The following is a 26,177-nucleotide window of genomic DNA, read 5'->3' on the forward strand; positions in this document are numbered from 1 at the left end:
TGAATATTCAGAAGTGAGAGGACTGTATGTATGACTTCCAAGGAACCGTCCCAACGCAATTCGTTCTATTCCAGAGTGGCAGGATGGAAGAGCGGCCGGGGAACCCGCTATATTTTATTTGCAGTACTGCTTGTGCTTTTTTACGGGAGTCTGGCGCCCAATCTGGTGCCGCAACGTTTTGATATTCAAGTCGGTGCGGTTAGTGAAAAAGATATTGTGGCGCCTATGCAGCTCCCCAATAACAAAGCTACACTGCAGGCGCAGGAAGCGGCAGCGGAAAAGGTCGAAGCTGTATACACTATTGTATCCATGCACAGGGATACGGTTATGTCGCAGATGCTGGAACGAATTGAGTCGCTCAATCAGGACGATCAGATTTCAAGTTCCGACAAGGCACAGATATACAGCCAGGAGATTCCGCAGCGCATTCGCAATTCGATTGCCAACTTTATCCGAAATCACCGGGAATCAGGCAATTATTCCGCACAGCTGATGGATGAAATGCAGAAGACCATTTCCAATCAGACCTACAGCATTCCGGAAGAGACCTTCCTGAAAATTCCGCGCTTGTCCACAGAGGAAGTTCAGCAGATGAGCCAGGTGGCCACGTCGATCGTCTCCAGATTGATGAGCGATCAGATCAGGGATGCCCAGTCTGCCAGAGCACGTGTGGCAGAGATGGTCAGTACCAGCTCGCTGAACAGCCGGACAGCGCGTGAAGTCTCGCAGGAACTGATCCGTGCTACGCTGACAGCCAACAAGTTCTATGATGAAGAAGCGACCAAGGCAGCCAAAGTAGAAGCGCGTGAGAATACGCCAGTCGTGTATGTGCAGCAGGGAGATGTTATTGTACCTGCAGGCCAGATTATTACCCAGGAAATGTACACATTGCTGGACGAGAACAATTTGCTTAAAAATGAAGTGAACTACTGGCCTCAGCTTGGACTGCTTTTATTTGCTTTTCTGCTAACGTTGGGAATTTATGTATTTTTCCGCCAGAATGCCCAGAGAGGCACGCCGTACAACAATTCGCAGTTGCTTATGCTGATCCTTATTTTTGCGATTAGTATTGTAAGTTTCCATCTGGTACGTATTTTACAGGCGGGCAATTTCCCGTACTTTGGTTATCTGGTGCCTGCAGCACTAGGAGCGATGCTGATTACCGTACTGCTGGATATTCATCTGGCTTATGTATGTTCAGTTGTACTGAGTATTCTGGTCAGCGTAATTCTCAATATGCGACAGAATGAGATATTTGATTATCAGTTTGGATTGTTTACCCTGGTCGTTTCATTGACGGCTATTCATTGTATCCACCGTGCGAGCCAGCGTTCCACTATTCTCAAGGCAGGCATTATGACCTGTCTGTTTGGAGCGTTGACGGTGCTGGCACTTGTGTTGTTAAATGATGAAAGCTGGACGCGCATGACCGTCATGTATGCGCTGGGTTTTGCTTTTATCGGAGGTCTGCTGACGACTGTGTTGGTGCTGGGGCTGATGCCATTTTTCGAGACGACTTTTGGTATTCTGTCGGCGCTCAAGCTAGTAGAATTATCCAACCCGAACCATCCGTTGCTGCGCAAGCTGCTGATTGAGACTCCGGGTACATACCATCATAGTGTAATGGTCGGTAATCTGTCTGAGGCCGCAGCGGAAGCGATTGGCGCGAATGGTCTGCTATGCCGTGTCGGTTCGTATTATCACGATATCGGCAAGACCAAGCGGCCGGGTTACTTTATCGAGAATCAGAATCATATGGAGAATCCGCATGATAGTATTGATCCGAAGCTCAGCAAGTCGATTATTATTGCTCATGCCCGGGATGGTGTGGAAATGCAAAAGGAATACAAGCTGCCCAAGCCGATTCGCGATATTGCCGAGCAGCATCATGGTACGACTTTTTTGTATTTCTTTTACCAAAAGGCGCTCAAGCTGGCGGAAGAGCAGGGGTTAGAACCTGACTTTACAGAAGAAGATTTCCGTTATCCGGGTCCCAAAGCACAGACAAAGGAAGCGGCGGTGGTTGGTATCGCGGACAGCGTGGAAGCAGCGGTGCGTTCCCTGAACAAGCCGACTGTAGAACAGGTCGAGAGCATGATCGAGAAAATTATCAAAGGGCGCCTGGATGATCACCAGTTCAATGAGTGTGATCTTACGATGAAAGAGCTGGATGTGATTGCCCAGACGCTCAAGGAAGCGGTAATGGGAATTTTCCATTCCCGTATTGAGTATCCGGAAGATATCAAGAAGCCGGAGATAAAGGAGAAGAACGTATGAGTTTGCAGCTCGCTTGGGAAAATGAACAAACTGAATATGAAATTACCGGGGAGCTGATCTTGCTGCTGGAGCAGGTGTTGCAAAAGGCAGGCGAGCAGGAAGGTGTTCAGGAAGGTGAGGTCGCGCTTACCTTTGTGGATGATGAGGCGATTCACCAGCTGAACAAGGAATACCGGAATATGGATCGCCCAACAGATGTATTGTCCTTTGCCATGCATGAGTCTATGGACGATGAGATGGAGATCAACTATGGTACAGATCCGGAAGCAGACAGCGAGCCGCTGCCTGGAGATATGCTGGGTGATATTATCATTTCCATTCCGCGTGCGATTGCACAGAGTGAGGATTATGGACATTCGGTGGAACGCGAGATCGGATTCCTGTTTGTGCACGGCTTCCTGCATCTGCTTGGCTATGATCATCAGGATGATGAGAGTGAAGCGGAAATGATGGGCAAACAAGAAGCGGTACTACAGCAGATCGGATTGACCCGCTAATGAAAAAGAGAACGTGGAGAGCTGTATTTTATTCTGCGATTGAAGGCGTGATTGCAACCTTCCGTACGGAACGCAATTTCCGTGTGCATGTGCTGGCTACGATGGTAATTATCGTAGCTGGATGGTATTTTCACGTTGATATTGGAGATTGGATGCTGTTAACGCTGGCCATTGCGATGGTGCTTGGCGCGGAACTGATGAATACCGCTGTTGAGGCTGCTGTTGATTTATGCTCTCCCGACTGGCACCCGTTTGCCAAAAAGGCTAAAGACGCCGCGGCAGGTGCTGTGCTGGTCGCTTCTCTTGCGGCTGCTGTAATCGGTATTGCTGTTTTTATTGGACCGGTACTGAGCTGGCTGAACTTTTAACCGGCAAGTTAATGCCAATGCAATCAATCTGACCGGATTAGGTTTTCTTTAAGAAATCCTCTTTTGCAGCCCTCTCGGGTGGCAGGGAGGATTTCTTTGACGATAAGCGGAAATAATTGCTGACAATGTGATCGCAGTGAGCCGGCTAGCTGACAAAACAGTTTCACTATGGGCGAATAGACATAAATCGTGTAAAATAGATATATACTGCTGTATGGTCAGTGATAAACGTCGCTGTTCGAACAACAGCCATTTTCCAATTCAGCAAGCAGAGGCTGCTAAATGAATGGCAGGCAGTATGATTTCTGCACAGGAGATACCTGTCTGTTTATGCGGATCTGATTATAAATTAACATTATGGATAAGATGCGCAGCAGTAAGCAGCCGCGCATATTGTATACAGCAACTTGCATGGAATTAAGCGATAATCATGAATGCCGAATTACAGGAGGAACATGATGGAAGCATCACAATTACTACAGGAAGCCATAATTGCACGTGCCAAAGCATATGTACCTTATTCGCATTTCTCGGTAGGTGCAGCCCTGCTGGATGCCAATGGACAGGTGCATCATGGCTGCAATATCGAGAATGCCGGTTACTCTCCAAGCAACTGTGCAGAGCGTACGGCCCTGTTCAGTGCGATTGCACAGGGGCAGCGGCCGGGTACTTTCAAAATGCTGGCCGTCATCGGAGAGACCGATGAGCCGATTGCTCCCTGCGGGGTATGCCGTCAGGTGATGGTGGAACTGTGCCATCCCGATATGCCTGTACTGCTTGGCAATATGAAAGGTGATACCCGTATGACGACCATTGCCGAATTGCTGCCGCATGCGTTTGGTCCATGGAATCTGGATCAGTAAATACAGGATTCATAAGAGCCGGATCTGATTAATTATTTTTAACAACCCAGGCGGATAATGATCCGCTAATGAACGGAGTGTAATATGTCAAAAAAACAATTCAAATCAGGATTTGTCGCGATTGTAGGCCGCCCGAATGTAGGGAAATCCACCCTCATGAACCAGGTGATCGGTCAGAAAATCGCGATTATGTCCGATAAACCACAGACGACCCGTAACAAGATTCACGGTGTATATACCACTGAGGGAATGCAGATTGTATTTCTGGATACACCAGGCGTGCACAAACGTCAGTCCAAGTTGGGTGACTTTATGAACCAGACGGCGTTGAACACATTAAATGAAGTCGAAGCGGCTCTATTCCTCGTGGATGCAGCCGAAGGACTCGGCGGCGGTGACCGCTTTATCATCGAACATCTCAAAAAAGTAAAAACGCCGGTATTCCTCGTGATTAACAAAATTGATCAGGTAGCTCCAGAGCAGCTGCTGCCGATCATCGACAAATATCGTTCACTGCATGAGTTTGCCGAGATTATTCCGATCTCTGCCAAGCTTGGTAACAATGTAAATACACTGCTGGAACAGCTGGGCAAATACCTGCCGCAAGGTCCACAATATTATCCGGACGATCAGGTAACCGATCACCCCGAGCAGTTTGTCTGCGCCGAGCTGATTCGTGAGAAGATCCTCCAGATGACCCGCGAAGAAATTCCGCATTCCATCGCGGTAACGATCGAAGACATGTATACCCAGGAAAATGGGCTTGTAAATATTTCCGCTGTCATTTATGTGGAACGTGATTCCCAAAAAGGAATCATTATCGGCAAACAGGGTGCGCTGCTCAAGGAAGTGGGCAAGCGGGCCAGAATGGATATCCAGAACCTGCTCGGTTCCAAGACATTCCTGGAATTGTGGGTAAAAGTGAAGAAAGACTGGCGTAACCAGGATCGGGTCCTCAAGGATCTGGGCTTCCACCGGGACGCGTAATAAAGTTGAACAGAGCATTGCATCAATGCTCTGTTTCTTTTGTAACAGCAGTCATACCATCGGCAAATACGTCAACCAGCGCCGGATATCCACGCTGGAATTCAATACAGATCAGGAGATGACGCATGCTATACAGAGTGGGAGGTATCGTCATCCGCAGCATGGATTACGGCGAGGGCAACAAGATCATTACCTTATGCACGGAAGCACACGGTAAAGTCGCCGTATTTGTGCGCGGAGCCAAAAAAGCAAAAAGTCGCCATGGTGCGCTTGTACAGCCTTTTACCTATGGAGAGTTTTCCTTCATCCGCAGCGGAACGGGAATGGGGACACTGAACCAGGGAGAAGTGATCGAATCCAATCACCGGCTGCGTGAAGATATTATACTGGCCGCATACAGTGCGTATGCATGCGAGCTGGTGGACAAGGCACTGCAGGATAATGAAACCGGCCATTTCTGGTTTGAACAGCTCAAGGCCTATCTGTCCTTTCTCGGGGAAGGCCGTGATCCGGTTGTACTCACTTCACTGTTCGAGATGAAAGTGCTGCAGGCCGCCGGATATGGACCGCAGGTAGATGCCTGCATGTTCTCCGGAGAGACAGAGGGCAAGTTCTGGATCAGTGCGGGATTGGGCGGTATTTTATCCGAGAAGGAGCGGCGTCAGGATCCTGCAGCCGTACTCGTATCCCCGGGTGTGCTCAAGCTGCTGCGTCTGTTCAGCAGGCTGGATATCCGCCGACTGGGCAATATTGATGTAAAGGAAGAGACCCGTGCCGAGCTGAAGAAAGTTATGGATTCCTTTATGGAAGCACAGCTCGGCCTCAAACTGAAATCTCGTCGCTTCCTGGAGCAGCTCGAACGCTACGAGATCTAATAGGCATGAAGATTGGCGTTAGGAAGACATCAGGCACACATTCCCATGTTTTCCATTGATGGAGAAATGGTAGTTCGCCGAACAGCGGGCCGCCCTCATTCCGTCTGGTTTTTCAGCTTGTTGAACCTGTGCGCATGTAGAGATCTACTGTAGACTCCTATCCATTTCGTGCATCATTGCAAAACGACATTGACGAACCACGCTAATTCCGATATGATCTAACTTATAAATTGTGTCTCCTGCAGACACACATGATGCGTTGACCGGTATAGTAAATTGCTGATTACCGTCCACCAGCGAGTCAGGGATCGTGAGAGCCTGATGACGACCAGCAGTTGAATGGCAGCCGTGAGCATATGAGCTGAATATGGAAAAGTGGATGACATGCAAATGTCTTCAAATAGGGTGGAACCGCGGGAACTGAACCTCTCGTCCCTATGTCTGTAACCAGGCGTAGGAACGGGAGTTTTTTGCGTGCGTTGCAGATGCCTATTTCAGCGGGAGAGCATGACCGGTTGCTGGCTGCCGGAACCTGATCTTTTCATGGATACAAGATTCGGGCCGATTCCAGTAATCCCACTACGAAGATAAAGGAGTAATGTCAATGAACTTCCAGCAAATGATTTTGACGCTGCAAAACTTCTGGGCCGAGCATAACTGTATTATTGTCCAACCTTACGATACGGAAAAAGGTGCCGGCACGATGAACCCGATGACATTCTTGCGTTCGATCGGTCCTGAGCCTTGGCGTGTCGCTTATGTCGAACCTTCCCGTCGTCCTTCCGATGGCCGTTATGGGGAGAACCCGAACCGTCTGTACCAGCATCACCAGTTCCAGGTGATTATTAAGCCTTCACCGGACAACATCCAGGAGATTTACCTGGACAGCCTTAAAGCACTTGGTATTGAACCGCTGGATCACGATATTCGCTTTGTCGAAGATAACTGGGAGAATCCTTCCCTCGGTTGTGCGGGTCTCGGCTGGGAAGTATGGCTGGATGGTATGGAAATTACACAGTTCACTTATTTCCAGCAGGTAGGCGGTATCGAGACCAACCCGGTATCGGTTGAGATTACCTATGGTATGGAACGTCTGGCTTCGTACATTCAGGAAAAGGAAAATGTATTTGATCTGGAGTGGGTAAATGGCATGACTTACGGTGATGTATTCCATCAGCCGGAAGTGGAGCATTCTACTTATACATTCGAAGTATCCGATGTGCCTATGCTGCTCAATCTGTTCAGCACCTATGAACAGGAAGCCAAGCGTGCGATGGATCAGCATCTGGTATTCCCGGCTTATGATTATGTATTGAAATGCTCGCATACATTCAACCTGCTCGATGCACGCGGCGCAATCAGTGTCACCGAGCGGACAGGCTACATTACCCGTGTACGGAATCTGGCACGCCAGGTGGCGGCCACTTATCTGGAAAATCGCGAGAAGCTTGGCTTCCCGATGCTCAAGAAAGGAGAGATGTAATCATGGCGAAGGACTTATTGCTCGAAATTGGTCTGGAAGAAGTGCCTGCTCGCTTCCTGCGTGCGGCAATGAACCAGCTGCGTGATAAAACGGTCAAATGGCTGGATGATTCCCGTCTGACTTATGGAGAAGCCAAAGCATTCGCAACACCGCGCCGTCTGGCCGTATGGATCAAGGATGTAGCGGAAAAGCAGGAAGACATCAACGAGGAAGTGAAAGGACCTTCCCGTAAGATTGCCCAGGACGAGAACGGCAACTGGAGCAAGGCTGCACTTGGTTTTGCCCGCAGTCAGGGTGTTGATCCGGAACAATTTACATTCCGCGAAGTCGGTGGTGTGGAATACATCTATGCCCGCAAGAGCAGTATCGGTACCAGCACGGAGACTATTGTGGCCGAGGCGCTGCAAAACATCATTACATCCATGAACTTCCCGAAAAATATGCGCTGGGGTGCATATGATTTCCGCTTTGTTCGTCCGATTCGCTGGATGGTCGCGTTGTGGGGACATGATGTAATTGATTTTGAAATTACTGGCGTTCGCACAGGACGTGTGACACGCGGTCACCGTTTCCTCGGTACCGAGACCGAGATTGCCGAGCCTACACTCTATATGGAAGCACTGCGCGGACAGCATGTCATCGCCGATGTGGAAGAGCGTGAAGCGATGATCAGTGCCCAGATCTCCCATCTGGCAGCCGAGCAGAAGTGGAATATCGATGTGAAAGAAGATCTGCTGGAAGAAGTACTGTTCCTGGTAGAGACGCCGACGGTATTGTATGGTACGTTTGATCCGTCTTTCCTAAACATTCCGCAGGAAGTGCTGATCACTTCGATGCGTGAGCATCAGCGCTATTTCCCGGTACTGGATAACGAAGGCCAGCTGCTGCCGTACTTTGTAACGGTTCGTAACGGAGACAGCCGCTCGCTGGATGTGATTGCCAGAGGTAACGAGAAAGTACTGCGTGCCCGTTTGTCGGATGCGAAGTTCTTCTATGAAGAAGATCAGAAGATGAAGATCGAAGATGCGGTTGCCAAGCTGGATAATATCGTTTTTCATGAGGAAATCGGAACACTCGGCGAGAAAGTGCGCCGTATTCGCCAGATCGCCGATCAGCTGGGTACTGTACTGCAGGTGCCGGCCGACCAGGCAGTGGCCATCAGCCGCGCTGCAGATATAAGCAAGTTTGATCTGGTGACCCAGATGGTCTATGAGTTCCCTGAACTGCAGGGTGTCATGGGTGAAGATTATGCCCGCAAAGCCGGCGAGAGCGAAGAAGTGGCCCGTGCCATCTTTGAACATTATCAGCCTCGATTTGCAGGTGAAGCTGCTCCTGCTTCGGTGACCGGTGCGCTGGTCAGCATTGCGGACAAGATCGATACGATCGTAGCCTGCTTCTCGATCGGTATTATTCCGACCGGTTCACAGGACCCATATGCGCTGCGTCGTCAGGCGGCAGGGATCGTTCAGATCTTGCTGGAACGCGGATTGTCGCTGACCCTGGAACAGATTTTTGATATTGCACTGAATATTCATGAAAATTTAAGGAATATGAAACGTTCTTCCGATATAATACGTATAGAATTATATGAGTTCTTTGGACTGCGTGTGAAAAAGCTGCTGTCCGAGACACTCCGCTATGACGTTGTGGATGCTGTTATTTCGGCAGGATTCAATCATATTGGCTCCGTGGTCGCACGCGGTAATGATCTGATGCAAGCTGTTAATGAAGTCCCTGACTTCAAGCTGATCATCGAATCGTTTGAACGTGTATCCAATCTGGCTGCCAAATCGGCAGGTGCAGTTGTGAATCCGGCGCTGTTTACAGAAGCAGGAGAGACAGAACTCTATGCAGCATGGCAGTCGGTCAGCGTGCCTTACCATAATCTGCTTGCCGATAATCGCACAGGAGAAGCATTGACTTTACTGGCAACACTTCGTCCGGCGATTACGAACTTCTTTGATCATATTATGGTTATGGTGGACGACGCTGCGGTACGCGAGAACCGCCTGGCTCTGCTGACTGTGATCGATCGCGATATCAAGATGTATGCAGATTTCTCCAAGCTGGTTAAATAATATATTATATACTAACAGATACAGTTATACGGAACGACGATGAGAAATGATGTCGTTCCGTATTTTCGGCTTTGTAAACGAACGTATGATCCGTGAACCTGTATGCTGTCTGATGTAATCCCGGAAAGGAGGACATGTATTGGAATCGGAATCGCTAAGCCGTATCCCTACCATCGTGGTAGATGGCGATGCCTGCCCGGTCAAAGCAGAGATTGCTGAGACAGCGCGCTCTTTTGGAGTGCCTGTACTGATGGTGTCCTCCTTTGATCACCGAATTCAGGCGGAAGAAGGTGTACGTGTTGTTCAGGTAGACCGCAGCGATCAGAGTGCGGATCTATATATTGTGAATCATGTTCATGCCGGCGATATCGTCATTACCCAGGATTATGGGCTGGCTACGATTGCTCTGGCCAAGCACTGCCGGATATTGTCCTTCCGGGGAATGGAGTTCCATGCAGACAATATCGAATTTCTGTTGGCACGCCGTCATGCACAGGCCAAAGCAAGACGTCAGGGTAAGTATGGTAAAGGGCCCAAACCGCTTACAACGGACGATAAGAAAAATTTTCAGGCCGAGCTCGTAAAACTTTTAACAAATTTGCAGGAATTTCATTCGGAATAGCGAATATTATTTATCGTGTGAAAAGAGATGAAGGTGGTAACGATGAACACCGGATATAGCGGTGGTATTCCTGATGAAGTCATTGAAGCGGTACTTCAGCATAATGACATTGTTGACACGGTAGGCAAATATGTTCATCTGACCAAACAGGGAAAGTACATGAAGGGCCTCTGTCCGTTTCATTCGGAAAAGACTCCTTCGTTCACAGTCACACCGGAACGCCAGATTTTTTACTGTTATGGATGCGGCGCGGGCGGCAATGCCATCAAGTTCAGAATGGAAATTGATGGTTTGTCTTTCCCGGAAGCGGTCAGATTAATGGCAGAAGAATCACATGTCCCTTTCCAGGATGGAAAAGGAGCGGCAACCACTCCGCAGAACAAGGAACTGGAACGTCTGCTTCAGGCTCATGAATGGGCTGCCAAGCTGTTTCATTATCTTTTGAAAAATACGGAACACGGGAAATCTGCGATGGAATACCTGCGGGCCCGCGGATTCGGCGATAAGCTGATTGATCAGTTTCAGATTGGTTATGCTCCGGACCGCTGGGATACGCTTGTGCAGTTTTTTGAGAAACGTTCTTTTGATCTGAAAGAAATGGAAAAAGGGGGACTGCTGTCTCCCAGACAGAATGGCTCGGGCTATGTGGACCGCTTCCGCGGGCGGGTCATGTTCCCGATCATGAACCGCAGCGGAAGAGTAATCGCATTTGCAGGCCGGATTCTGGGCGAAGGCCAGCCGAAATATCTGAATTCGCCGGAGAGCCGACTGTTCAACAAAAGCCGTACACTGTATAATCTGAACCTGGCCAAAGGACCAATCCGCAAGCAGGGACAAATTGTATTGATGGAAGGCTTTGGTGATGTGATTGCAGCATGGGATGCGGGGGTACAACATACTGTAGCGACAATGGGTACAGCATTGACCGACAATCATGCCTCACTGATACGCACGCTAACCGAAGAGGTGGTGGTCTGCTATGACGGCGATAACGCCGGTCAGGCAGCAGCACTCAAAAGTATCCCCATTCTGGAAGGTGCAGGCCTGCATGTGAAGATTGCCGTACTGCAAAACGGGCTGGATCCCGACGAATACATCAAGACGTATGGTCAGGAACGATTTGTGGAGCAGATTATTCATGGTGCAGTGTCAACAACCAAGTTCCGGCTGATTTACATCAAAAAGAATTACAATCTGCTGGAAGAGGACGGCAAGGCTGCCTATGCGCAGGAAGCGATCAATGTGATTGCCAATCTGGGTTCGCCGACCGAGCGGGAAGTATACCTCAAGGAACTTTCCGTTGAAGTGGGTGTATCTCTGGACAGTCTGAAGCAGGACTGCAATCTGGCGCGCCAGACGCTGAACCGCAAGCAGCCGCAGTCCGGCCAGCAGGGAGGGCGTGGTGGCAGCGGCGGAAATGGACGGAACTCACGCAAGCCTACCGCTCCGACGCTGCTGCCTGCCTACCATGTAGCCGAGCGGCGTTTGCTGTCGATTATGCTGCAGGATGGAGAGGCGGCCACCTATGTGGCACAGCATTTGGGAGAAGCATTTAATATCCCGGAACATGCAGCGCTGGCTGCCTATATCTATTCGTATTATGCACAGGGCAAAGCGCCTGATGTCAGCCGGTTCATCGGATCGCTCCATGATGACCGGCTGGAGAAGACTGCAACGTCCATCTCCATGATGGATGCTCCGCTGGATGAGACGCTGCGCGGAATGGATGATTACATTCGTGAAATCAAAAAGTTCCCACAGCAAAAACTGATCGAACAAAAAAGAGAAGACATGCTGCGCGCGGAGAAGTCCGGTGATTTCCTGCGTGCGGCTCAAATTGCAAGTGAGATTATCACCCTGGAAAGACAATAAATGTTCTGAGCATTTATTTTCAGGGAGGAGGGAGTCGAAAGATGGCGAACGATCAGCATACTGAATTGGAAACCGAATTAACGCTCGAACAGGTAAAAGAGCAGCTTATTGAGGTAGGTAAAAAGAGATCCTCCTTGAACTACAAGGATATTATGGAAAGACTGGCCGCTTTTGACCAGGATGCTGAACAGATCGATGAGTTCTACGAACAACTCGGAGATATGGGTATCGAAGTAATCAATGAAGGTGACGAGGAAATCACAACCGATTCCGAGAATGAGCGTGAAAGCGGAGATAACGAGTTCAGCTTTGACGATGATCTGGCACTGCCGCCAGGTATCAAAATCAATGACCCGGTCAGAATGTATCTGAAAGAAATCGGTAGAGTACCGCTGCTCTCCGCGGACAGCGAAGTCGAGCTGGCCAAGCGGATCGAACAAGGAGATGAAGAAGCGAAGCGCAGACTTGCTGAAGCCAACCTTCGTCTCGTGGTCAGTATTGCCAAGCGGTACGTAGGACGCGGTATGCTGTTCCTGGATCTGATTCAGGAAGGCAACATGGGTCTGATCAAAGCCGTTGAGAAATTTGACCATACCAAAGGCTACAAGTTCAGTACGTATGCCACCTGGTGGATTCGTCAGGCCATTACCCGTGCGATTGCGGACCAGGCCAGAACGATCCGTATTCCGGTGCATATGGTAGAGACCATCAACAAGCTGATCCGGGTATCCCGTCAGCTGCTGCAGGAACTGGGGCGCGAACCGACGCCGGAAGAGATCGCAGCCGAGATGGAACTGAGCGTCGAAAAAGTACGCGAAATCATGAAAATCGCACAGGAACCTGTATCTCTGGAGACACCAATCGGGGAAGAGGATGACTCTCACCTGGGTGACTTTATTGAGGACCAGGATGCACTGGCACCGGCTGATGCAGCAGCTTACGAGCTGCTCAAGGAACAGCTTGAAGATGTGCTGGATACGCTGACTGAGCGTGAAGAGAATGTACTTCGTCTGCGTTTTGGTTTGGACGATGGACGTACTCGTACACTCGAAGAAGTGGGTAAAGTGTTCGGTGTTACCCGTGAGCGTATCCGTCAGATCGAAGCCAAAGCCCTTCGCAAACTGCGTCATCCAAGCCGCAGCAAACGTCTGAAGGACTTCCTGGAATAGGATTCAACCGCTTATTTGGATAAGCTGTCATACAAGGGATCTGCTGCTATTGTTGCGGCAGATCCCTTTTTGCGCTGAATAAATGGAAACCCTTTACTTTTGGCACCAATTCAGCGATATATACTTAGAGGGAGACATGAGCTTTTAATGAATGCAGAAGCGGGGGAGTATTGTGAATCAGGACAAAAGAGAAGTTATTCTGGATGAAATTGAATACTGGCGGGAGAATCGTCTGCTGCCGGCGCATTATTGCGACTTTTTGATGAATTTATATGACGTCAATCAGGAGCGGGGAGACAAGAAAGTATTGTCCATGCAGTCATTCAAGCAGGGCAATATTCGGACATGGATGTTTACGTTTCTGATGCTTTGTTTTATCTGTATGATCGTGCTGTACTTTACCACATTTCCATTTCTGGTACAGTTGGTCTGTGTGCCGGTGTTCACGGCGCTTTGTTATACAGGCGGCATTCGTTGGCGCAAACGCAATCCGATTGCCTCGTCTTTTTTGCTTGCGGTTGGAAGTATGTTAATGTTGGGATTAGGTATACTGATCATCCGTCAGCACGAACTGGATCCATCTTTCTGGATTACTGTACTTGTCCTTGGATGTGGGTTAATCTGGTGTATAATGGGATATGTGATTTCCAGCCCGGTGCTGCTGTATATCGGGTTTGGTGCTTTTGTATTGTTGTATGCCGGATTTTTTGCCCGGGTGAATCCAGGAGCATCATGGCTCGTACTGCAGGGCCTGTGGCTGCCGCTTAGTCTGCTGCTCGTATGGTTCAGCTGGCTGGTACATCATCGCGGTAAAAAGCTGGCGGCCGTATATTTTACGAGTGGAATCGCGATCTGGTTTATGCCGGAAGTGGATGAAGTACTGCTTCGCGGTCAGATGCCGGATATTTTTGCAGCGCTGTGTGTAACCAAGATTGCACTGGCTTGCATTCTTTTATTTATACTTCGAAAAAAATGGATAGTGTGGGTGGCTGCATGAAATTATCAACTAGATTAACAAGAATTGCGGAGCAGATTCCAGCAGGGAGCCGGCTGGCGGACATTGGGTCCGACCATGCCCTCCTGCCGGTATTTGCTGTGCGTCAGGGCCGGGTAACGCAAGCGGTAGCCGGGGAGGTCAATCAGGGACCGCTGGATGCGGCTCAGCGTCAGGTCAATGAAGCCGGGCTCGGTCATGTGATTCAGCCGAGGCTCGGTAACGGTCTGGCGGTGCTGCAGCCGGGAGAGGTGGATGTGATTACGATCGCCGGTATGGGTGGTGCATTGATCGTGACCATTCTCTCCGAAGGACTGGATAAGCTGGAAGGTGTGTCACGCCTGATTTTACAACCGAATGTTGGAGAAGAGTTCGTCCGCCGCTGGCTGCTGGAGCATGGCTGGTTCCTGTCTGCCGAGCAGATTCTGGAAGAAGACGGCCGTACATATGAGATTCTGACGGCGGATCGGCTGGAAGATGCAGCGGCGCGCAATGGAGAGCTTTATGCTGAACGACTGCTCACAGGAGGGGAAGGCTTGCAGGTAGAGCTGCATGATTTCAGTCTGCTGCAGTTTGGTCCTTATTTGCTGGAAGAAGCTTCACCGGTATTTGTGGAGAAATGGCAGCAGGAAATCGGCAAGCTGGAGAAAGTCGCTGCCTCGGTCGGCCGTTCGGATACGGGCGAAGCCAAATTGAAAGTCGCTGCGCTCAATCAGCAAATCAAGCTCATTAAGGAGGTACTGTTATGCTTGCAAAAGGACAAACGGTAATCCAGTATATGGAGCAGTTTGCACCCAAATCGATCGCTGTACCGGATGACCGGATCGGTCTGCAGCTTGGTACGCTGCAAAAAGACATTACCGGTGTACTGGTTGCACTCGATGTGACGGAAGAAGTGATCGACGAAGCAATCGCGCTGAATGCCAATCTGATTATTGCCCATCATGCGATTATTTTCCGGCCGCTCAAAAGCCTGCAAACGAGCACGCCGATGGGCCGCCTGTATGAGAAGCTGATCAAGCACGATATTGCTGTCTATATTAGCCACACCAATCTGGATATCGCCGAGGGCGGTGTCAATGACTGGATGGCAGAAGCGCTTGGACTGCGTCAGACTGTACCGATCGAGCAGACGTCCTCGGACGATTATCTGAAGCTGGTTGCTTTTGTGCCCGCTTCGCATCTGGATGCAGTGCGCAGTGCGGTCTGGGCAGTGGGAGCCGGCCATATCGGCAATTACAGCCATTGCAGCTTTAGTGCCGAAGGAACAGGCACCTTCCTGCCGGAAGAGGGCACCAACCCATACAGCGGTGAACAGGGCAAGCTGGAACATGCTGCCGAAGTTCGTTTTGAGACGATTATTCCAACCAGTCTGCGTAACAAGGCAGTACAGGCACTGATCAAATCTCATCCATATGAAGAGGTAGCTTATGATCTGTATCCGCTGGCACTGCCGGGCAAAGCTTATGGTCTCGGACGTGTCGGCAAGCTGGATGCGCCGGTCAGCCTGGGCGAATTTGTCGATATCGTTAAAAAGGGACTGGATGTGCCGACTGTACGTGTCGTAGGCGATCTGCAGCGGACGATCAAAAAAGCTGCAGTTCTAGGCGGATCGGGTAGTCGTTATGTGAACGGAGCCCTGTTCAAGGGCGCTGATGTAATCGTAACCGGTGATATTGATTATCATACCGCTCACGATGCACTGCTCGCCGATATCGCCATTATTGATCCGGGACATAATACAGAGAAGATTATGAAGCCGGGCGTGGCAGGCGTGCTCAGCGCGCGTCTGCAGGCAGACAAGTACACAACCGCTGTGCATGCGTCTGCTGTTAATACCGAAGTATTCCGGTTCGTTTAAACAGGTACCGACAGAGAAGAAGAATAAGACAGAACAAATAATAAGGGCTGTGCAGACTACCAGAATGAACTGGATAGGCTGCCAGCCTTTTTTTATGAATGGGGTTTGCGCTCTGAGCTGCGGTACTCGGCCATTCAGCACATCAAGGGTTATTTGGATTATCAAAATAGCGAGAATACACTGGAGCTGCTGTATCAGGAGCAGAGACTCCTAAAAAAGAAATATATCACTGAAATTCGGATGCGGGTTGTCAATAAATAGAATTCAAATAAAATTGCATTTGCCTCTTGCCACCACTGCGTGAAAATTATATAATACGATGTGTTGCGTTCGCGGAAAGTTTAACAGACAATCGCCGGTAGCCGAGAGGCTTCGGGAGGAAAGTCCGGGCTCCGCAGGGCAGGGTGCTGGATAACGTCCAGTCAGTGCAAACTGAAGGATAGTGCCACAGAAATGGACCGCCGATGGCTCGTAAGAGCACAGGCAAGGATGGAACCGAGGTGTAAGAGACCCCGAGGAACACTGGTGACTTTGTTCCTGGTAAACCCCATCTGGAGCAAGACCTAAAGAGATACGGCTTTTCTTCGGAAAAGCAGCCTTAGCCCGAGGTGTATCGAGGTTGGTCGCTGGAGCCAAACAGCAATGTTTGGCCTAGATAGATGATTGTCACCAAAAGTGGGAGGGTAGTTCCCGATTGAACCACAACTGGTACAGAACCCGGCTTACGAGAAACTTTCCCAACTAACGCCACGTTGATTTAACAAGTACAATCGCTATTTGGTCATGTATGGCGGATTTATTCGCATGTATGGAACACATCTTTATCACATTTTTACTGACCAATTCAATATCCGCTATACAAAAGCGGTGTGTCTTCCGATAATATATGGAGACACACCGCTTTTATGATAAAAAACAGGTAAAAACGGCAATAGTCGATAAAATCTTTATCATGTACCTGCCATATCCCTTGATTGTTAAGGAGAATGGAAGTAATCTATATGATATTAAACCAATCATCGACTGATACATTGGTGAAACCAATTTTCAGGAAGAATCGAATTGGTTAAGAGAATGATGAGACAATGGCAGTAAAAAGCTTAAAATTTGATGCTTATAAACTGCGCCGTAACTAACACATGAGATGAGTTTTATGGTAGGATGTAAGTTAAATCAGGGTTAAATTTTACAACGACCTAACCCGGTCTTGAAGGAACCAATTAAGGGGGAGCTACAGTCATGTCAGCTGCAAATGTCCATAAGTTGAGCGAAGGCACACGGGAAAAGTTGAAACCGGTCATCGAGAAACTGGAAGGGTTTTTGAATGAGTATTCTCTAAAGGCTTTGGCAGCCGAACAGGGAGAAGATACATTACCTTTTTACAAAGGGTTTCTGGCAGATTTGCGTCACCTGCTGGTATTCTCCGAAGTATCCTATGAGAAATTAGGCGTTGTTCTGCGCCGTGCTAACTTTGATGCAGAATTTGCTGAAAAAGCTCTGTATAACGCATATCATCAATGTGTAAACAGCTTTTTCTATCCCAAAAATGAGTGCTACTCCGAAGATGGACGTTATGCCTACACAGGGCAGGAAGCTATCCGTTTCCGTCAAACGCCAGTGAAGCCGGTTAGAGAGATTATTCTGGAAATCACCAGAACATTCGAAGAACTGCGTGATGATCTGTCCTATTACGAAAGTGACTATCTGACACAGCGCCGTATGAATCAGCGCCACGCTTAAATAACGCATACCAATAATGAAATTGACATGATAAGGGTGCCTGGATCAGGCATCCTTATTTTTTATAACAGGCAGACTAACCTGCATTGAATCCAAATCAGCGGTATACATAAAACCCTCCAAGGAGCTCCATGTAGATATGAAAATCAATGATAACGCCATAGAAAAACCATATGCTCAGCGCTATCCCGCTTTTGTATACTCCGTGCTGGACGCCCGTATACCTGGCACTATACATACAGAGTCAACAGATGGACAGATCCATTTGCTAAGTGACATCCCTGCTCCATCTCACCTGCTGCAAATCACTTCCGCATCCCTATATAATGCCGACAGATCGATATGGGTAGAGACACCGGCAGGTCTGTACTATGCAGGAGGATCCTGTCCTTCAGAATCATTCAAATATATGGTTCATCAACGCTGTCTGAATCGGATACGGGCTGGTAAGAGATTTACCTTATTTTCAGGTGATCCGTTCTGGGATGAAATGGCTGCTGATCTTCCTGCTCCACTTCGGCAGCTCACCAGACAAGCGATGAATTATCCATCCACAGCTATGCTGGATACCAGAAGACAGATGCCTGACGGATATGAACTGCAAAAAATAAATGCTTCCGTTATTCAAAAAAGCACAGTTTTTGACGAAAAGTATTATATAGCGTATTGGCAGTCGCTTGCGAACTATATGATCCATGGATGGGGCTATGCCATTTTGTATGAGAATCAGGTGGTTTGCGAGTGCACTTCCATTTTTGCAAATGCATGGACAGCGGAGATGGATATCTATACAGCGTCAGAACATCAGGGCAAAGGCCTCGCAGCAATCACGGCGGCCGCTTTTATAAAAGAATGCCTGCAAACGGCATGCCAGCCTGTTTGGGAATGCAGCGCAGACAATCAGGCTTCCTATCAGCTGGCCTGCAGGCTCGGATTTGTACCCGCATATACTTACAGTGTATGGGCGTGATGAACCATGGTATCATACAGGAGATTGTTCCTATTTCCCCTCAGGTTCGGCAGAATCGTCATTCATTCCCATGCCAGAAGGATGCAAAAGCAGTACACTGAGAATATAGAGAATATTTAGACGAATAATCCTTCAATTATTTTATAAATAGACAGGAGCTACCAACCGTATGCAAATTGATCCAAATACAGCCAAACAAATGCTTGAACTTCGATATCTGAATGCGTCAGGTGGAGGCAGCACGACCCCTGCAACGGTAAAGACCAATGATACGGATCAGCTGTTTCAACTGATGCTGCAGCAAAATATTGGCACATCTGCGGAAGCACAGAGTTCCGGAGCGGCTGTACAGGATCTGGCGAGTCTGGTATCGACAGGCACTCCTTCTTCCGTAACAGGCAGCACGTATGGAGCAGGGTCTACAGATCCATGGTATAACTTTGATCAACTGCCGGAAGTAAGTCCGGAGAATGCGACAGCTACTGCACGCACTGGCATGTCAGCAGGCAGTATTCCTGCTGCTGTATCTGCCGGTGATGTGTCTGCGCTGCAGGGACTGGGTGGAGATGACAGTGGAAGCAAGGCAACCGCTTATAATGATCTGATCAGCAAGGCCAGCAGCAAGTATGGAATTCCTGAATCACTAATTAAAGCGGTTATCGATGTAGAGTCTTCCTTTAACCCGAATGCCGGTTCTTCTGCCGGGGCCAAAGGCCTGATGCAGTTGATGGATGGTACAGCCGCTGGTCTCGGAGTCAGCAACTCCTATGATCCTGCCCAGAATATCGATGGAGGCACCAAGTATCTGTCCTACCAGCTGAAGCATTATGATAACAACATCAAGACTGCACTGGCTGCCTACAATGCAGGTCCGGGTCGTCTGCAAAGGCTCGGTATCTCCAATGATAACGAACTGATGGCCAAGTTTGATCAGCTGCCAAAAGAAACACAGCGTTACATCGGCAAAATTGAGAATGCACAGAGCAAATATGCCCTTTAACTTTCAGTGATCCATCCCAATAAAGCCAACTCTTCAACCAGTAATGTATGGTATAATGACAGGCAGATGGTTTTAGCATCTGACTGTAACTTTCAGAAGAAATGGCATCGACTATTATTTTTGAAAGAGATCAAAAAGCGGAGCGTTTATCCGTATTTTGATCTCTTTTAGTCTTGTCTGCTGCCTGTACCTATAGATATGAAGCAGGAGGTAGGATCGAATGAAATATTTTGATTATGCGGCAACGACGCCTCCTTATCCCGAGGTCGTACGTGCCATGTCCGAGATCATGGACAAACATTACGGCAATCCCTCTTCGCTTCACCGGTATGGTGAAGAAGCGGAACGGCTGATTCGCCGCGCACGTGAAGTGACAGCCGGCATATTGGGTGTTCAGCCTTCGGAGGTAATCTGGACATCTGGGGCGACAGAGAGCAACAATATGGCAATCAAGGGGGCGGCCCTGCGCAAAGGACGGACGCAAGGACATATCGTCACCACCATGATCGAGCATCCGTCCGTCTATGAGACATGCCGTCAGCTAGAACTGTTTGGATTTGAAGTAAGCTATGTACGTCCGCTGCCGGATGGAACCGTATCTCCGGAGGATGTACTTGCTGCGGTAAGAACGGACACAATTCTGGTGAGCGTCATGCATGTGAATAATGAGACAGGTGCGATCCAGTGGATAGAGCAGATTACACGCTTGGTCAAAAGTAGCTATCCGCGTGTACTCGTTCATGTGGACGGGGTACAGGGATTTGGCCGGGTTCCCGTATCCCTGCAGGAATGGGGAATTGATCTGTACAGCCTGTCTGCCCATAAGCTGAGAGGGCCCAAAGGAACCGGTCTGCTTTATGTAAAACAGGGGATTGAACTGTTGCCGCTGCTGGCTGGCGGCGGGCAGGAGCAGGGATATCGTTCCGGCACCGAAAATGCCGCCGGTATTGCCGGTATGACCAAAGCGCTGCGTCTTGCGGCAGAGCGGCAGGAGGACCAGTATAAGCACCTGAGTATGCTGCGGGACAGGCTCCAGCAGGCGATCCGCAATATTCCGGGACTGGTACTGACCGAAGTGTCGCCTACCGCGCCGCATATTGTACATTTTACGTATCCGGGCATGAAGGCCGAAGTGGTACTGCACAGTCTGGAACAGCAGGGCTGCCTGGTATCGACCCAGTCTGCCTGTTCCTCACGCAAGTCGGTACCAAGCCGCGTGCTGACAGCAATGGGAATGGATCGTGAACATGCGGACAGCGGCATCCGGATCAGTCTGGGAGACGAACATACGCTGGATGATATGGAGTATCTGATAGGAGCGCTTGAACAGACAGTACAGTCACTGCGCTCATTGGAGAGGAGATAAAACGGTTTGATGCATAATATTAGTCGCCTGATGCTCAGAATGGGCGAGATTACACTCAAAGGAAAAAACAGAGGCCGTTTTGAAAAGGTCATCGCCGAACATGTGCGTGAGATCCTGCGTCCTTATCCGCAGGCCAAGGTACACCGTGAATATGGACGATTATACGTGGAGACCGGCGGCGTATCTGCCGAACTGCTGATTGGCCTGCTGCGCAATGTATTTGGAATTGTGGATATTATTCCGGTCAAACAGGCAGAGCCGAAGCTGGATTCCATTATTCAGGCTGCCCTGGAACTGATTAGCGAACATGGTATACAGGCAGCGACCACATTCAAAGTCACCGCACGAAGGGTCTGGAAGCCATTCCCACATTCTTCCCAGGATATGAATCACCTGATCGGGTCACCGGTGCTGCGTGCCAACCCGCTGCTCAGCGTGGATGTACACCATCCCGACATTGAGCTTCGGGTGGAAGTACGCGAGAATGCAGCCTACATTTACAGCCAGATTATTCCGGCAGTTGGCGGATTCCCGCGTGGCAGCAATGGCAGAGCAATGCTCATGCTGTCCGGCGGGATTGACAGCCCTGTAGCAGGGTGGCAGTCGATGAAAAGAGGACTGGAGATTGAGTGCGTCCATTTCCACAGCTATCCATTCACCAGCGAACGAGCCAAGCAAAAAGTCATTGATCTGACCCGCGTACTGGCTGGATATGGCGGTAAAATCAAGCTGCATGTAGTACCTTTTACCGAGATTCAGACAGCCTTTACAACGACAGGACAGGATAATCTGATGATTACGCTGATGCGCAGAGCCATGCTCCGGATTACGACCCGTCTCGCTGAGCAGCAAAAGGCACTGGCTATCGTTACCGGCGAGAGCCTCGGACAGGTAGCGAGCCAGACGCTGAACAGCATGAATGTCATTGAACGGGCGACCGAACTGCCGATTCTGCGGCCGCTGGTCATGCAGAGCAAAGATGAGATTATTCACGTCTCCCAGCAGATTGGCACTTATGAGCTGTCGATTCTTCCCTATGAAGACTGCTGTACGCTGTTTGTGCCCAAGTCGCCGGCAACTAATCCGAATCTGCGGATTGTGGAGAAGGTCGAGTCTTATCTGGAACTGGAGGAAATGATTCAGCGAGCAGTCGAGCAGACCGAATTGCTGATCATTGAATCTGGTTCGGCAGGCGATGCTTCCGAGGTTGAAGCCACAGAGGAAGACTGGCTCTAAGCGACAAGGTAAAAGCTGCTGCAGACAGGAGATACACGGCTTGAAATTGCTGAAGCATTATTAGGATGTTTTAATATGATTCTCTGTGACTTCGAATATTATGTATGCTATCGAAAATAATCCCACCAAAAACAGCTGCTCTCATTCACTACCGAATCTACCGGGAGTGAATGAGAGCAGCTGTTTTTTTGATGAATCTTATATAAATCTAAGGAGCGATCAGTTTATTTCTTTTCACTTGGTCCTGCAAGCTTTTCAAAATAACGTTGCTGTTTCGTTTGAGTCGAATTAGTGTGATCAGGAAGCAGTCCGGCGGCTTGCCTGCCGGTTTTTCAAATAGCCGGCCATCAGTACGCCAATGATAATAAAGAGGATGAATATCCATCTCCATAGAGGATGCGCTGCAAAAACAGCATGCAGACGCTCTTCCTCGGTAATCATATGCGAAGCTGTATAGGCAAGCACCGCGCTGCCGACATAGATAATCCATGGAAACCGATTGGTCAGTTTGATGAAAATGGTACTGCCCCAGACGACGATAGGTACACTAATACAGAGACCAATAATGACCAGACCGACATGCTGATTGGCAGCACCGGCGACGGCGATTACATTATCCAGACCCATTGCTGCATCGGCTACGATAATCGTCCAGACTGCACTCCATAGAGAGGTTCCGGCTTTGACTTCCTTGTGCTCCTCATTATCGGTAAGCAGTTTGTAGGCGATACCGATCAGCAGCAGACCCCCTACGACGAGCAACCATGGAATCTGCAGCAGCCAAATAACGGCGATCGTTGCCACGATCCGAATGATAACAGCTCCGCCCATACCGTAGAGAATGGCTTTTTTCTGTGTTTGCTGCGGCAGTTTGCGTGCAGCCAGGCCGATAACGATCGCATTATCGCCTGCCAGAATCAGATCGATAAAAATGATGTTCAAAAGCGCCAGCCAGAAGCTGGCTTGAGTAATATCCAAAATGTCTCCACTCCTTTATCTTAGCCCGAATTAACCGATAATAATAGTATACCGGCAGCTGGGTGTCTAACGGGACAGGTCAATTGCCTAAAGCTCCGTCAGACCAGTGGATCATGTACACTACAGATGTTGAGGCTTGTTCCGGATGTACAGATCGGTAGATCAGAATTGCATGTTGTATTAATAACCAGAATACCATTAGGATTAACCGCTGAAGGTGATGAAGGCATAAGCAAAGAGGGGGCTTTTATGTAGTCTTTTTGCAAAAGATCGGCTACACTGGGAGTATGGAGATATACGGGATCAGCTGCTCTATTTGGATAAAAAACGGCTGGGAGGAGAGCGTTACATGACGAATCGCAATCAGGGAATTATCGCAATATTCATTATACTGGCCGGGCTGGTCATTTTGCTTGGCAAACTTGGTGTATTTGCTTTTATCGGCAATGTATTCTGGCCGCTGCTTATTTTGCTGCCGGGTGTGCTGCTGCAGCTGTTTTACTTTAGCCGCAGTGCTCCTTCGTATGTATTGATTCCAGGTGGCATACTGACGGTCTACGGTATTTTATTTTTCTTCTGCAATATCTGGGGCTGGTCGTTAATGGTATATCTATGGCCGCTGCTGCTACTCGGTATCGCTGTCGGTCTGTATGAGTATTATATGCTGTCATCGTTTGCCGTATCCCGCAATATCGGTTTTGCTGCAGTCATTCTGGGCGCGCTGTCAATCATTTTGCTCTTTTTCAGCCTGATGGGAACTTCGGCATTATATCTAATCGCACTGCTGCTGATTGCAGCGGGAATCTGGATGCTGCTGAACCGCAGTAATTCCAAAAGAGGCTGGTAATAAGTATGAATAAGCTTGATTTATGTGATTTATGCCGTATAATGAATAATGAATCAGTTTACTAATGACGGTTTTTACAATTTTTTTATAATAAATAGTAGAGCGTCGGCTTCGTTGACCGACGCTCATTTTATGGAGAGGATTTGGAGAATTTTATGCATTTAAGAAATAACATCCGCAATATCGCCATTATCGCTCACGTTGACCATGGCAAAACAACACTGGTAGACAAACTGCTGCAGCAGTCAGGTATTTTCCGTGATCACGAGACTATGCAGGAGCGTGCAATGGATTCCAATGATCTGGAGCGCGAACGTGGTATCACAATTCTGGCTAAAAATACAGCTATTACCTATAAAGACTACCTCATTAATATCGTGGATACCCCTGGACACGCCGACTTCGGTGGTGAAGTAGAGCGTATCATGAAAATGGTTGACGGCGTTCTGCTTGTCGTTGACGCGTATGAAGGTTGTATGCCTCAGACCAAGTTCGTCCTTCGCAAAGCACTCGAGCATAATCTTACCCCAATCGTAGTCGTTAACAAAATCGACCGTCCGGCTGCACGTCCGGCTGAAGTTATTGATGAAGTTCTGGAACTGTTCATCGAGCTGGGTGCCAATGACGAACAACTGGACTTCCCTGTCGTATATGCATCCGCATTGAACGGTACATCCAGCATGGACCCTGAGAAACAGGACGAAACGATGCAAGCTATGTACGAGACCATCGTTAGCAACATCCCTGCACCAACTGAAGATACAGAACAGCCGCTGCAATTCCTCGTTACACTGATGGATTACAACGAGTATCTGGGACGTATTGCGGTTGGTCGTGTAAACCGTGGTATTATTCGTCAGGGACAATCCGTAACCGTTATTACCCGTGAAGGCCAGAAGAAAACAGCTCGTATCGAGAAGCTGTTCGGATTCCAGGGGCTGAAACGTGTTGAAGTTGAAGAAGCAGGTGCTGGTGACATCATTGCACTGGCTGGTATCAAGGACATCAACATTGGTGAGACGATCGCTGATCCACAGAATCCGGAAGCACTGCCGGTTCTGAAAATTGACGAGCCTACACTGCAAATGACATTCCTCGTTAACAACAGTCCATTTGCCGGACGTGAGGGTAAATGGGTAACATCCCGTCGCCTGCGTGATCGTCTGTTCAAAGAGCTGGAGACCGACGTGAGTCTGCGTGTAGACGAAACTGAAAGTCCTGACGCTTATATCGTATCCGGACGCGGTGAGCTTCACCTCGGTATCCTGATCGAGAACATGCGTCGTGAAGGCTATGAGCTGCAGGTATCCAAGCCTGAAGTTATCGTTCGTGAGATTGATGGTGTGCGCATGGAGCCAATCGAGCGTCTGATGATCGATGTGCCTGAAGAAAGCATGGGCGCAGTTATGGAAAGTCTGGGAAGTCGCAAAGCCGAAATGGTCAACATGATCAATAACGGCAGCGGTCAGGTTCGCCTGGAATTCCTGATTCCGGCACGTGGTCTGATCGGATATCGTACGTACTTCCTGACACTGACTCGCGGTTACGGCATCATGAACCATGCATTCGACAGCTACGGCCCGCTCGTAGCAGGACAAGTTGGCGGACGTCACCAGGGTGTACTCGTATCCAGTGAGAACGGTTCTTCCACACTGTACGGTATCCTGTCAGTTGAAGATCGCGGTACACTGTTCATTGAGCCTGGTACTGAAATCTACGAAGGCATGATCGTTGGTGAGCATACCCGTGATAATGATATCGTCGTTAATATCTGTAAAGAAAAGCAGCTGACTAACGTTCGTTCTGCTACCAAAGATGATACTGTTAAAATGAAAACCCCGCGTCTGTTCTCGCTAGAGCAAGCTCTGGAATACCTGAATGATGATGAGTATTGTGAAATCACGCCAAAAGGGATTCGCCTGCGCAAAAAGATCTTGAACAAGAGCGAGCGCGAACGTGCTGAGAAACACCGCAAAGCAGCACAAAATAGCTGATTCCGATCGTAAAGTTGCAATTATAATCTGAATTCTTCATTATAGTAGGTGGCTGAATCCAAAGCATGCTGGTGATCAGCAGACAGGATTCAGTCACTTT

Annotated in this window: 22 protein-coding genes and 1 other RNA gene; 22 read left to right on the forward strand and 1 reads right to left on the reverse strand. The window is 48.9% G+C overall.

From position 1 onward, the window contains the following. The first annotated feature begins 30 nt into the window (after positions 1-30). The 20 genes from M1D61_RS06935 (at position 31) to thiI (ending at position 22,258) form a co-directional block, all read left to right on the forward strand. Complete coding sequence (locus M1D61_RS06935) at positions 31-2,277, forward strand: HD family phosphohydrolase (protein WP_458121707.1); 2,247 nt, start codon at positions 31-33, stop codon at positions 2,275-2,277. Further along, complete coding sequence (gene ybeY, locus M1D61_RS06940; protein WP_458121708.1) at positions 2,274-2,774, forward strand: rRNA maturation RNase YbeY; 501 nt, start codon at positions 2,274-2,276, stop codon at positions 2,772-2,774. Before M1D61_RS06935 ends, ybeY begins: the two co-directional genes overlap by 4 nt. Then, positions 2,774-3,142 carry a diacylglycerol kinase family protein gene (locus M1D61_RS06945; RefSeq protein WP_458121709.1) on the forward strand — a complete coding sequence of 123 codons (369 nt, stop codon included), beginning with the start codon at positions 2,774-2,776 and terminating at the stop codon, positions 3,140-3,142. The genes ybeY and M1D61_RS06945 overlap by 1 nt, the downstream gene beginning before the upstream one ends. A gap of 458 nt (positions 3,143-3,600) precedes the next feature. Beyond that, entirely contained in the window at positions 3,601-4,005 is a 405-nt protein-coding gene (cdd, locus tag M1D61_RS06950) for a cytidine deaminase (protein ID WP_458122431.1), read from the forward strand. Positions 4,006-4,089: 84 nt separating this feature from the next. Continuing rightward, complete coding sequence (gene era, locus M1D61_RS06955) at positions 4,090-4,992, forward strand: GTPase Era (protein WP_458121710.1); 903 nt, start codon at positions 4,090-4,092, stop codon at positions 4,990-4,992. A gap of 125 nt (positions 4,993-5,117) precedes the next feature. Beyond that, complete coding sequence (gene recO, locus M1D61_RS06960) at positions 5,118-5,867, forward strand: DNA repair protein RecO (RefSeq protein WP_458121711.1); 750 nt, start codon at positions 5,118-5,120, stop codon at positions 5,865-5,867. 604 nt (positions 5,868-6,471) lie between these two features. Next, positions 6,472-7,350: a glycine--tRNA ligase subunit alpha gene (gene glyQ / locus M1D61_RS06965; RefSeq protein WP_046214720.1), complete on the forward strand. Its 879-nt coding sequence runs from the start codon at positions 6,472-6,474 to the stop codon at positions 7,348-7,350. A 2-nt stretch (positions 7,351-7,352) separates the two neighbouring features. Then, positions 7,353-9,428, forward strand: a complete 2,076-nt coding sequence (gene glyS / locus M1D61_RS06970) for a glycine--tRNA ligase subunit beta (protein WP_458121712.1) — start codon at positions 7,353-7,355, stop codon at positions 9,426-9,428. Between the two features lie 139 nt (positions 9,429-9,567). After that, entirely contained in the window at positions 9,568-10,050 is a 483-nt protein-coding gene (locus M1D61_RS06975) for a YaiI/YqxD family protein (RefSeq protein ID WP_458121713.1), read from the forward strand. A gap of 42 nt (positions 10,051-10,092) precedes the next feature. Further along, positions 10,093-11,922, forward strand: coding sequence for a DNA primase (gene dnaG, locus M1D61_RS06980; protein WP_458121714.1), 1,830 nt, complete (start codon positions 10,093-10,095; stop codon positions 11,920-11,922). A gap of 41 nt (positions 11,923-11,963) precedes the next feature. Further along, entirely contained in the window at positions 11,964-13,091 is a 1,128-nt protein-coding gene (rpoD, locus tag M1D61_RS06985; RefSeq protein ID WP_458121715.1) for an RNA polymerase sigma factor RpoD, read from the forward strand. A gap of 172 nt (positions 13,092-13,263) precedes the next feature. Continuing rightward, a complete protein-coding gene (locus M1D61_RS06990; protein WP_458121716.1) occupies positions 13,264-14,088 on the forward strand; it encodes a hypothetical protein in 825 nt (274 codons plus the stop codon). Next, positions 14,085-14,855 (forward strand): tRNA (adenine(22)-N(1))-methyltransferase, encoded by a 771-nt coding sequence (locus tag M1D61_RS06995; RefSeq protein WP_458121717.1) that lies wholly within the window; start codon positions 14,085-14,087, stop codon positions 14,853-14,855. The genes M1D61_RS06990 and M1D61_RS06995 overlap by 4 nt, the downstream gene beginning before the upstream one ends. Next, a complete protein-coding gene (locus M1D61_RS07000) occupies positions 14,831-15,946 on the forward strand; it encodes a Nif3-like dinuclear metal center hexameric protein (RefSeq protein WP_458121718.1) in 1,116 nt (371 codons plus the stop codon). The genes M1D61_RS06995 and M1D61_RS07000 overlap by 25 nt, the downstream gene beginning before the upstream one ends. A 336-nt stretch (positions 15,947-16,282) precedes the next feature. Then, positions 16,283-16,686: RNase P RNA component class A (gene rnpB, locus M1D61_RS07005), an RNA gene on the forward strand. Positions 16,687-17,185: 499 nt separating this feature from the next. Beyond that, positions 17,186-17,686: a YpuI family protein gene (locus M1D61_RS07010; protein WP_046214729.1), complete on the forward strand. Its 501-nt coding sequence runs from the start codon at positions 17,186-17,188 to the stop codon at positions 17,684-17,686. Between the two features lie 139 nt (positions 17,687-17,825). Next, positions 17,826-18,656: a GNAT family N-acetyltransferase gene (locus M1D61_RS07015; protein WP_458121719.1), complete on the forward strand. Its 831-nt coding sequence runs from the start codon at positions 17,826-17,828 to the stop codon at positions 18,654-18,656. A 169-nt stretch (positions 18,657-18,825) separates the two neighbouring features. Next, positions 18,826-19,656, forward strand: coding sequence for a lytic transglycosylase domain-containing protein (locus M1D61_RS07020; RefSeq protein WP_458121720.1), 831 nt, complete (start codon positions 18,826-18,828; stop codon positions 19,654-19,656). A 220-nt stretch (positions 19,657-19,876) separates the two neighbouring features. Further along, positions 19,877-21,022 carry a cysteine desulfurase family protein gene (locus M1D61_RS07025; RefSeq protein ID WP_458121721.1) on the forward strand — a complete coding sequence of 382 codons (1,146 nt, stop codon included), beginning with the start codon at positions 19,877-19,879 and terminating at the stop codon, positions 21,020-21,022. 9 nt (positions 21,023-21,031) lie between these two features. Continuing rightward, positions 21,032-22,258, forward strand: a complete 1,227-nt coding sequence (gene thiI, locus M1D61_RS07030; protein WP_458121722.1) for a tRNA uracil 4-sulfurtransferase ThiI — start codon at positions 21,032-21,034, stop codon at positions 22,256-22,258. Between the two features lie 297 nt (positions 22,259-22,555). Here the strand turns inward: thiI and M1D61_RS07035 are convergent, their stop codons facing one another. Continuing rightward, on the reverse strand, positions 22,556-23,236 hold the full coding sequence (locus M1D61_RS07035; RefSeq protein ID WP_458121723.1) for a TerC family protein: 681 nt from the start codon (positions 23,234-23,236) through the stop codon (positions 22,556-22,558). Positions 23,237-23,585: 349 nt separating this feature from the next. Between M1D61_RS07035 and M1D61_RS07040 the strand changes: the two genes are divergently transcribed. Then, on the forward strand, positions 23,586-24,083 hold the full coding sequence (locus M1D61_RS07040) for a hypothetical protein (RefSeq protein ID WP_458121724.1): 498 nt from the start codon (positions 23,586-23,588) through the stop codon (positions 24,081-24,083). Positions 24,084-24,238: 155 nt separating this feature from the next. After that, on the forward strand, positions 24,239-26,077 hold the full coding sequence (typA, locus tag M1D61_RS07045) for a translational GTPase TypA (RefSeq protein WP_458121725.1): 1,839 nt from the start codon (positions 24,239-24,241) through the stop codon (positions 26,075-26,077). Positions 26,078-26,177 lie beyond the last annotated feature (100 nt).

The sequence above is a fragment of the Paenibacillus sp. Z6-24 genome, from assembly GCF_054161335.1.

Excerpts from the sequence above, each read along its gene's own strand:
- cdd (WP_458122431.1), top strand. The coding sequence starts at position 3,601 with ATGGAAGCATCACAATTACTACAGGAAGCCATAATTGCACGTGCCAAA.
- M1D61_RS07040 (WP_458121724.1), top strand. The coding sequence starts at position 23,586 with ATGACGAATCGCAATCAGGGAATTATCGCAATATTCATTATACTGGCC.
- M1D61_RS06945 (WP_458121709.1), top strand. The coding sequence starts at position 2,774 with ATGAAAAAGAGAACGTGGAGAGCTGTATTTTATTCTGCGATTGAAGGC.
- rpoD (WP_458121715.1), top strand. The coding sequence starts at position 11,964 with ATGGCGAACGATCAGCATACTGAATTGGAAACCGAATTAACGCTCGAA.
- dnaG (WP_458121714.1), top strand. The coding sequence starts at position 10,093 with ATGAACACCGGATATAGCGGTGGTATTCCTGATGAAGTCATTGAAGCG.
- era (WP_458121710.1), top strand. The coding sequence starts at position 4,090 with ATGTCAAAAAAACAATTCAAATCAGGATTTGTCGCGATTGTAGGCCGC.
- M1D61_RS07025 (WP_458121721.1), top strand. The coding sequence starts at position 19,877 with ATGAAATATTTTGATTATGCGGCAACGACGCCTCCTTATCCCGAGGTC.
- M1D61_RS07015 (WP_458121719.1), top strand. The coding sequence starts at position 17,826 with ATGAAAATCAATGATAACGCCATAGAAAAACCATATGCTCAGCGCTAT.
- ybeY (WP_458121708.1), top strand. The coding sequence starts at position 2,274 with ATGAGTTTGCAGCTCGCTTGGGAAAATGAACAAACTGAATATGAAATT.
- M1D61_RS07020 (WP_458121720.1), top strand. The coding sequence starts at position 18,826 with ATGCAAATTGATCCAAATACAGCCAAACAAATGCTTGAACTTCGATAT.
- glyQ (WP_046214720.1), top strand. The coding sequence starts at position 6,472 with ATGAACTTCCAGCAAATGATTTTGACGCTGCAAAACTTCTGGGCCGAG.
- M1D61_RS06995 (WP_458121717.1), top strand. The coding sequence starts at position 14,085 with ATGAAATTATCAACTAGATTAACAAGAATTGCGGAGCAGATTCCAGCA.
- thiI (WP_458121722.1), top strand. The coding sequence starts at position 21,032 with ATGCATAATATTAGTCGCCTGATGCTCAGAATGGGCGAGATTACACTC.
- M1D61_RS07000 (WP_458121718.1), top strand. The coding sequence starts at position 14,831 with ATGCTTGCAAAAGGACAAACGGTAATCCAGTATATGGAGCAGTTTGCA.
- typA (WP_458121725.1), top strand. The coding sequence starts at position 24,239 with ATGCATTTAAGAAATAACATCCGCAATATCGCCATTATCGCTCACGTT.
- recO (WP_458121711.1), top strand. The coding sequence starts at position 5,118 with ATGCTATACAGAGTGGGAGGTATCGTCATCCGCAGCATGGATTACGGC.
- M1D61_RS06935 (WP_458121707.1), top strand. The coding sequence starts at position 31 with ATGACTTCCAAGGAACCGTCCCAACGCAATTCGTTCTATTCCAGAGTG.
- glyS (WP_458121712.1), top strand. The coding sequence starts at position 7,353 with ATGGCGAAGGACTTATTGCTCGAAATTGGTCTGGAAGAAGTGCCTGCT.
- M1D61_RS07010 (WP_046214729.1), top strand. The coding sequence starts at position 17,186 with ATGTCAGCTGCAAATGTCCATAAGTTGAGCGAAGGCACACGGGAAAAG.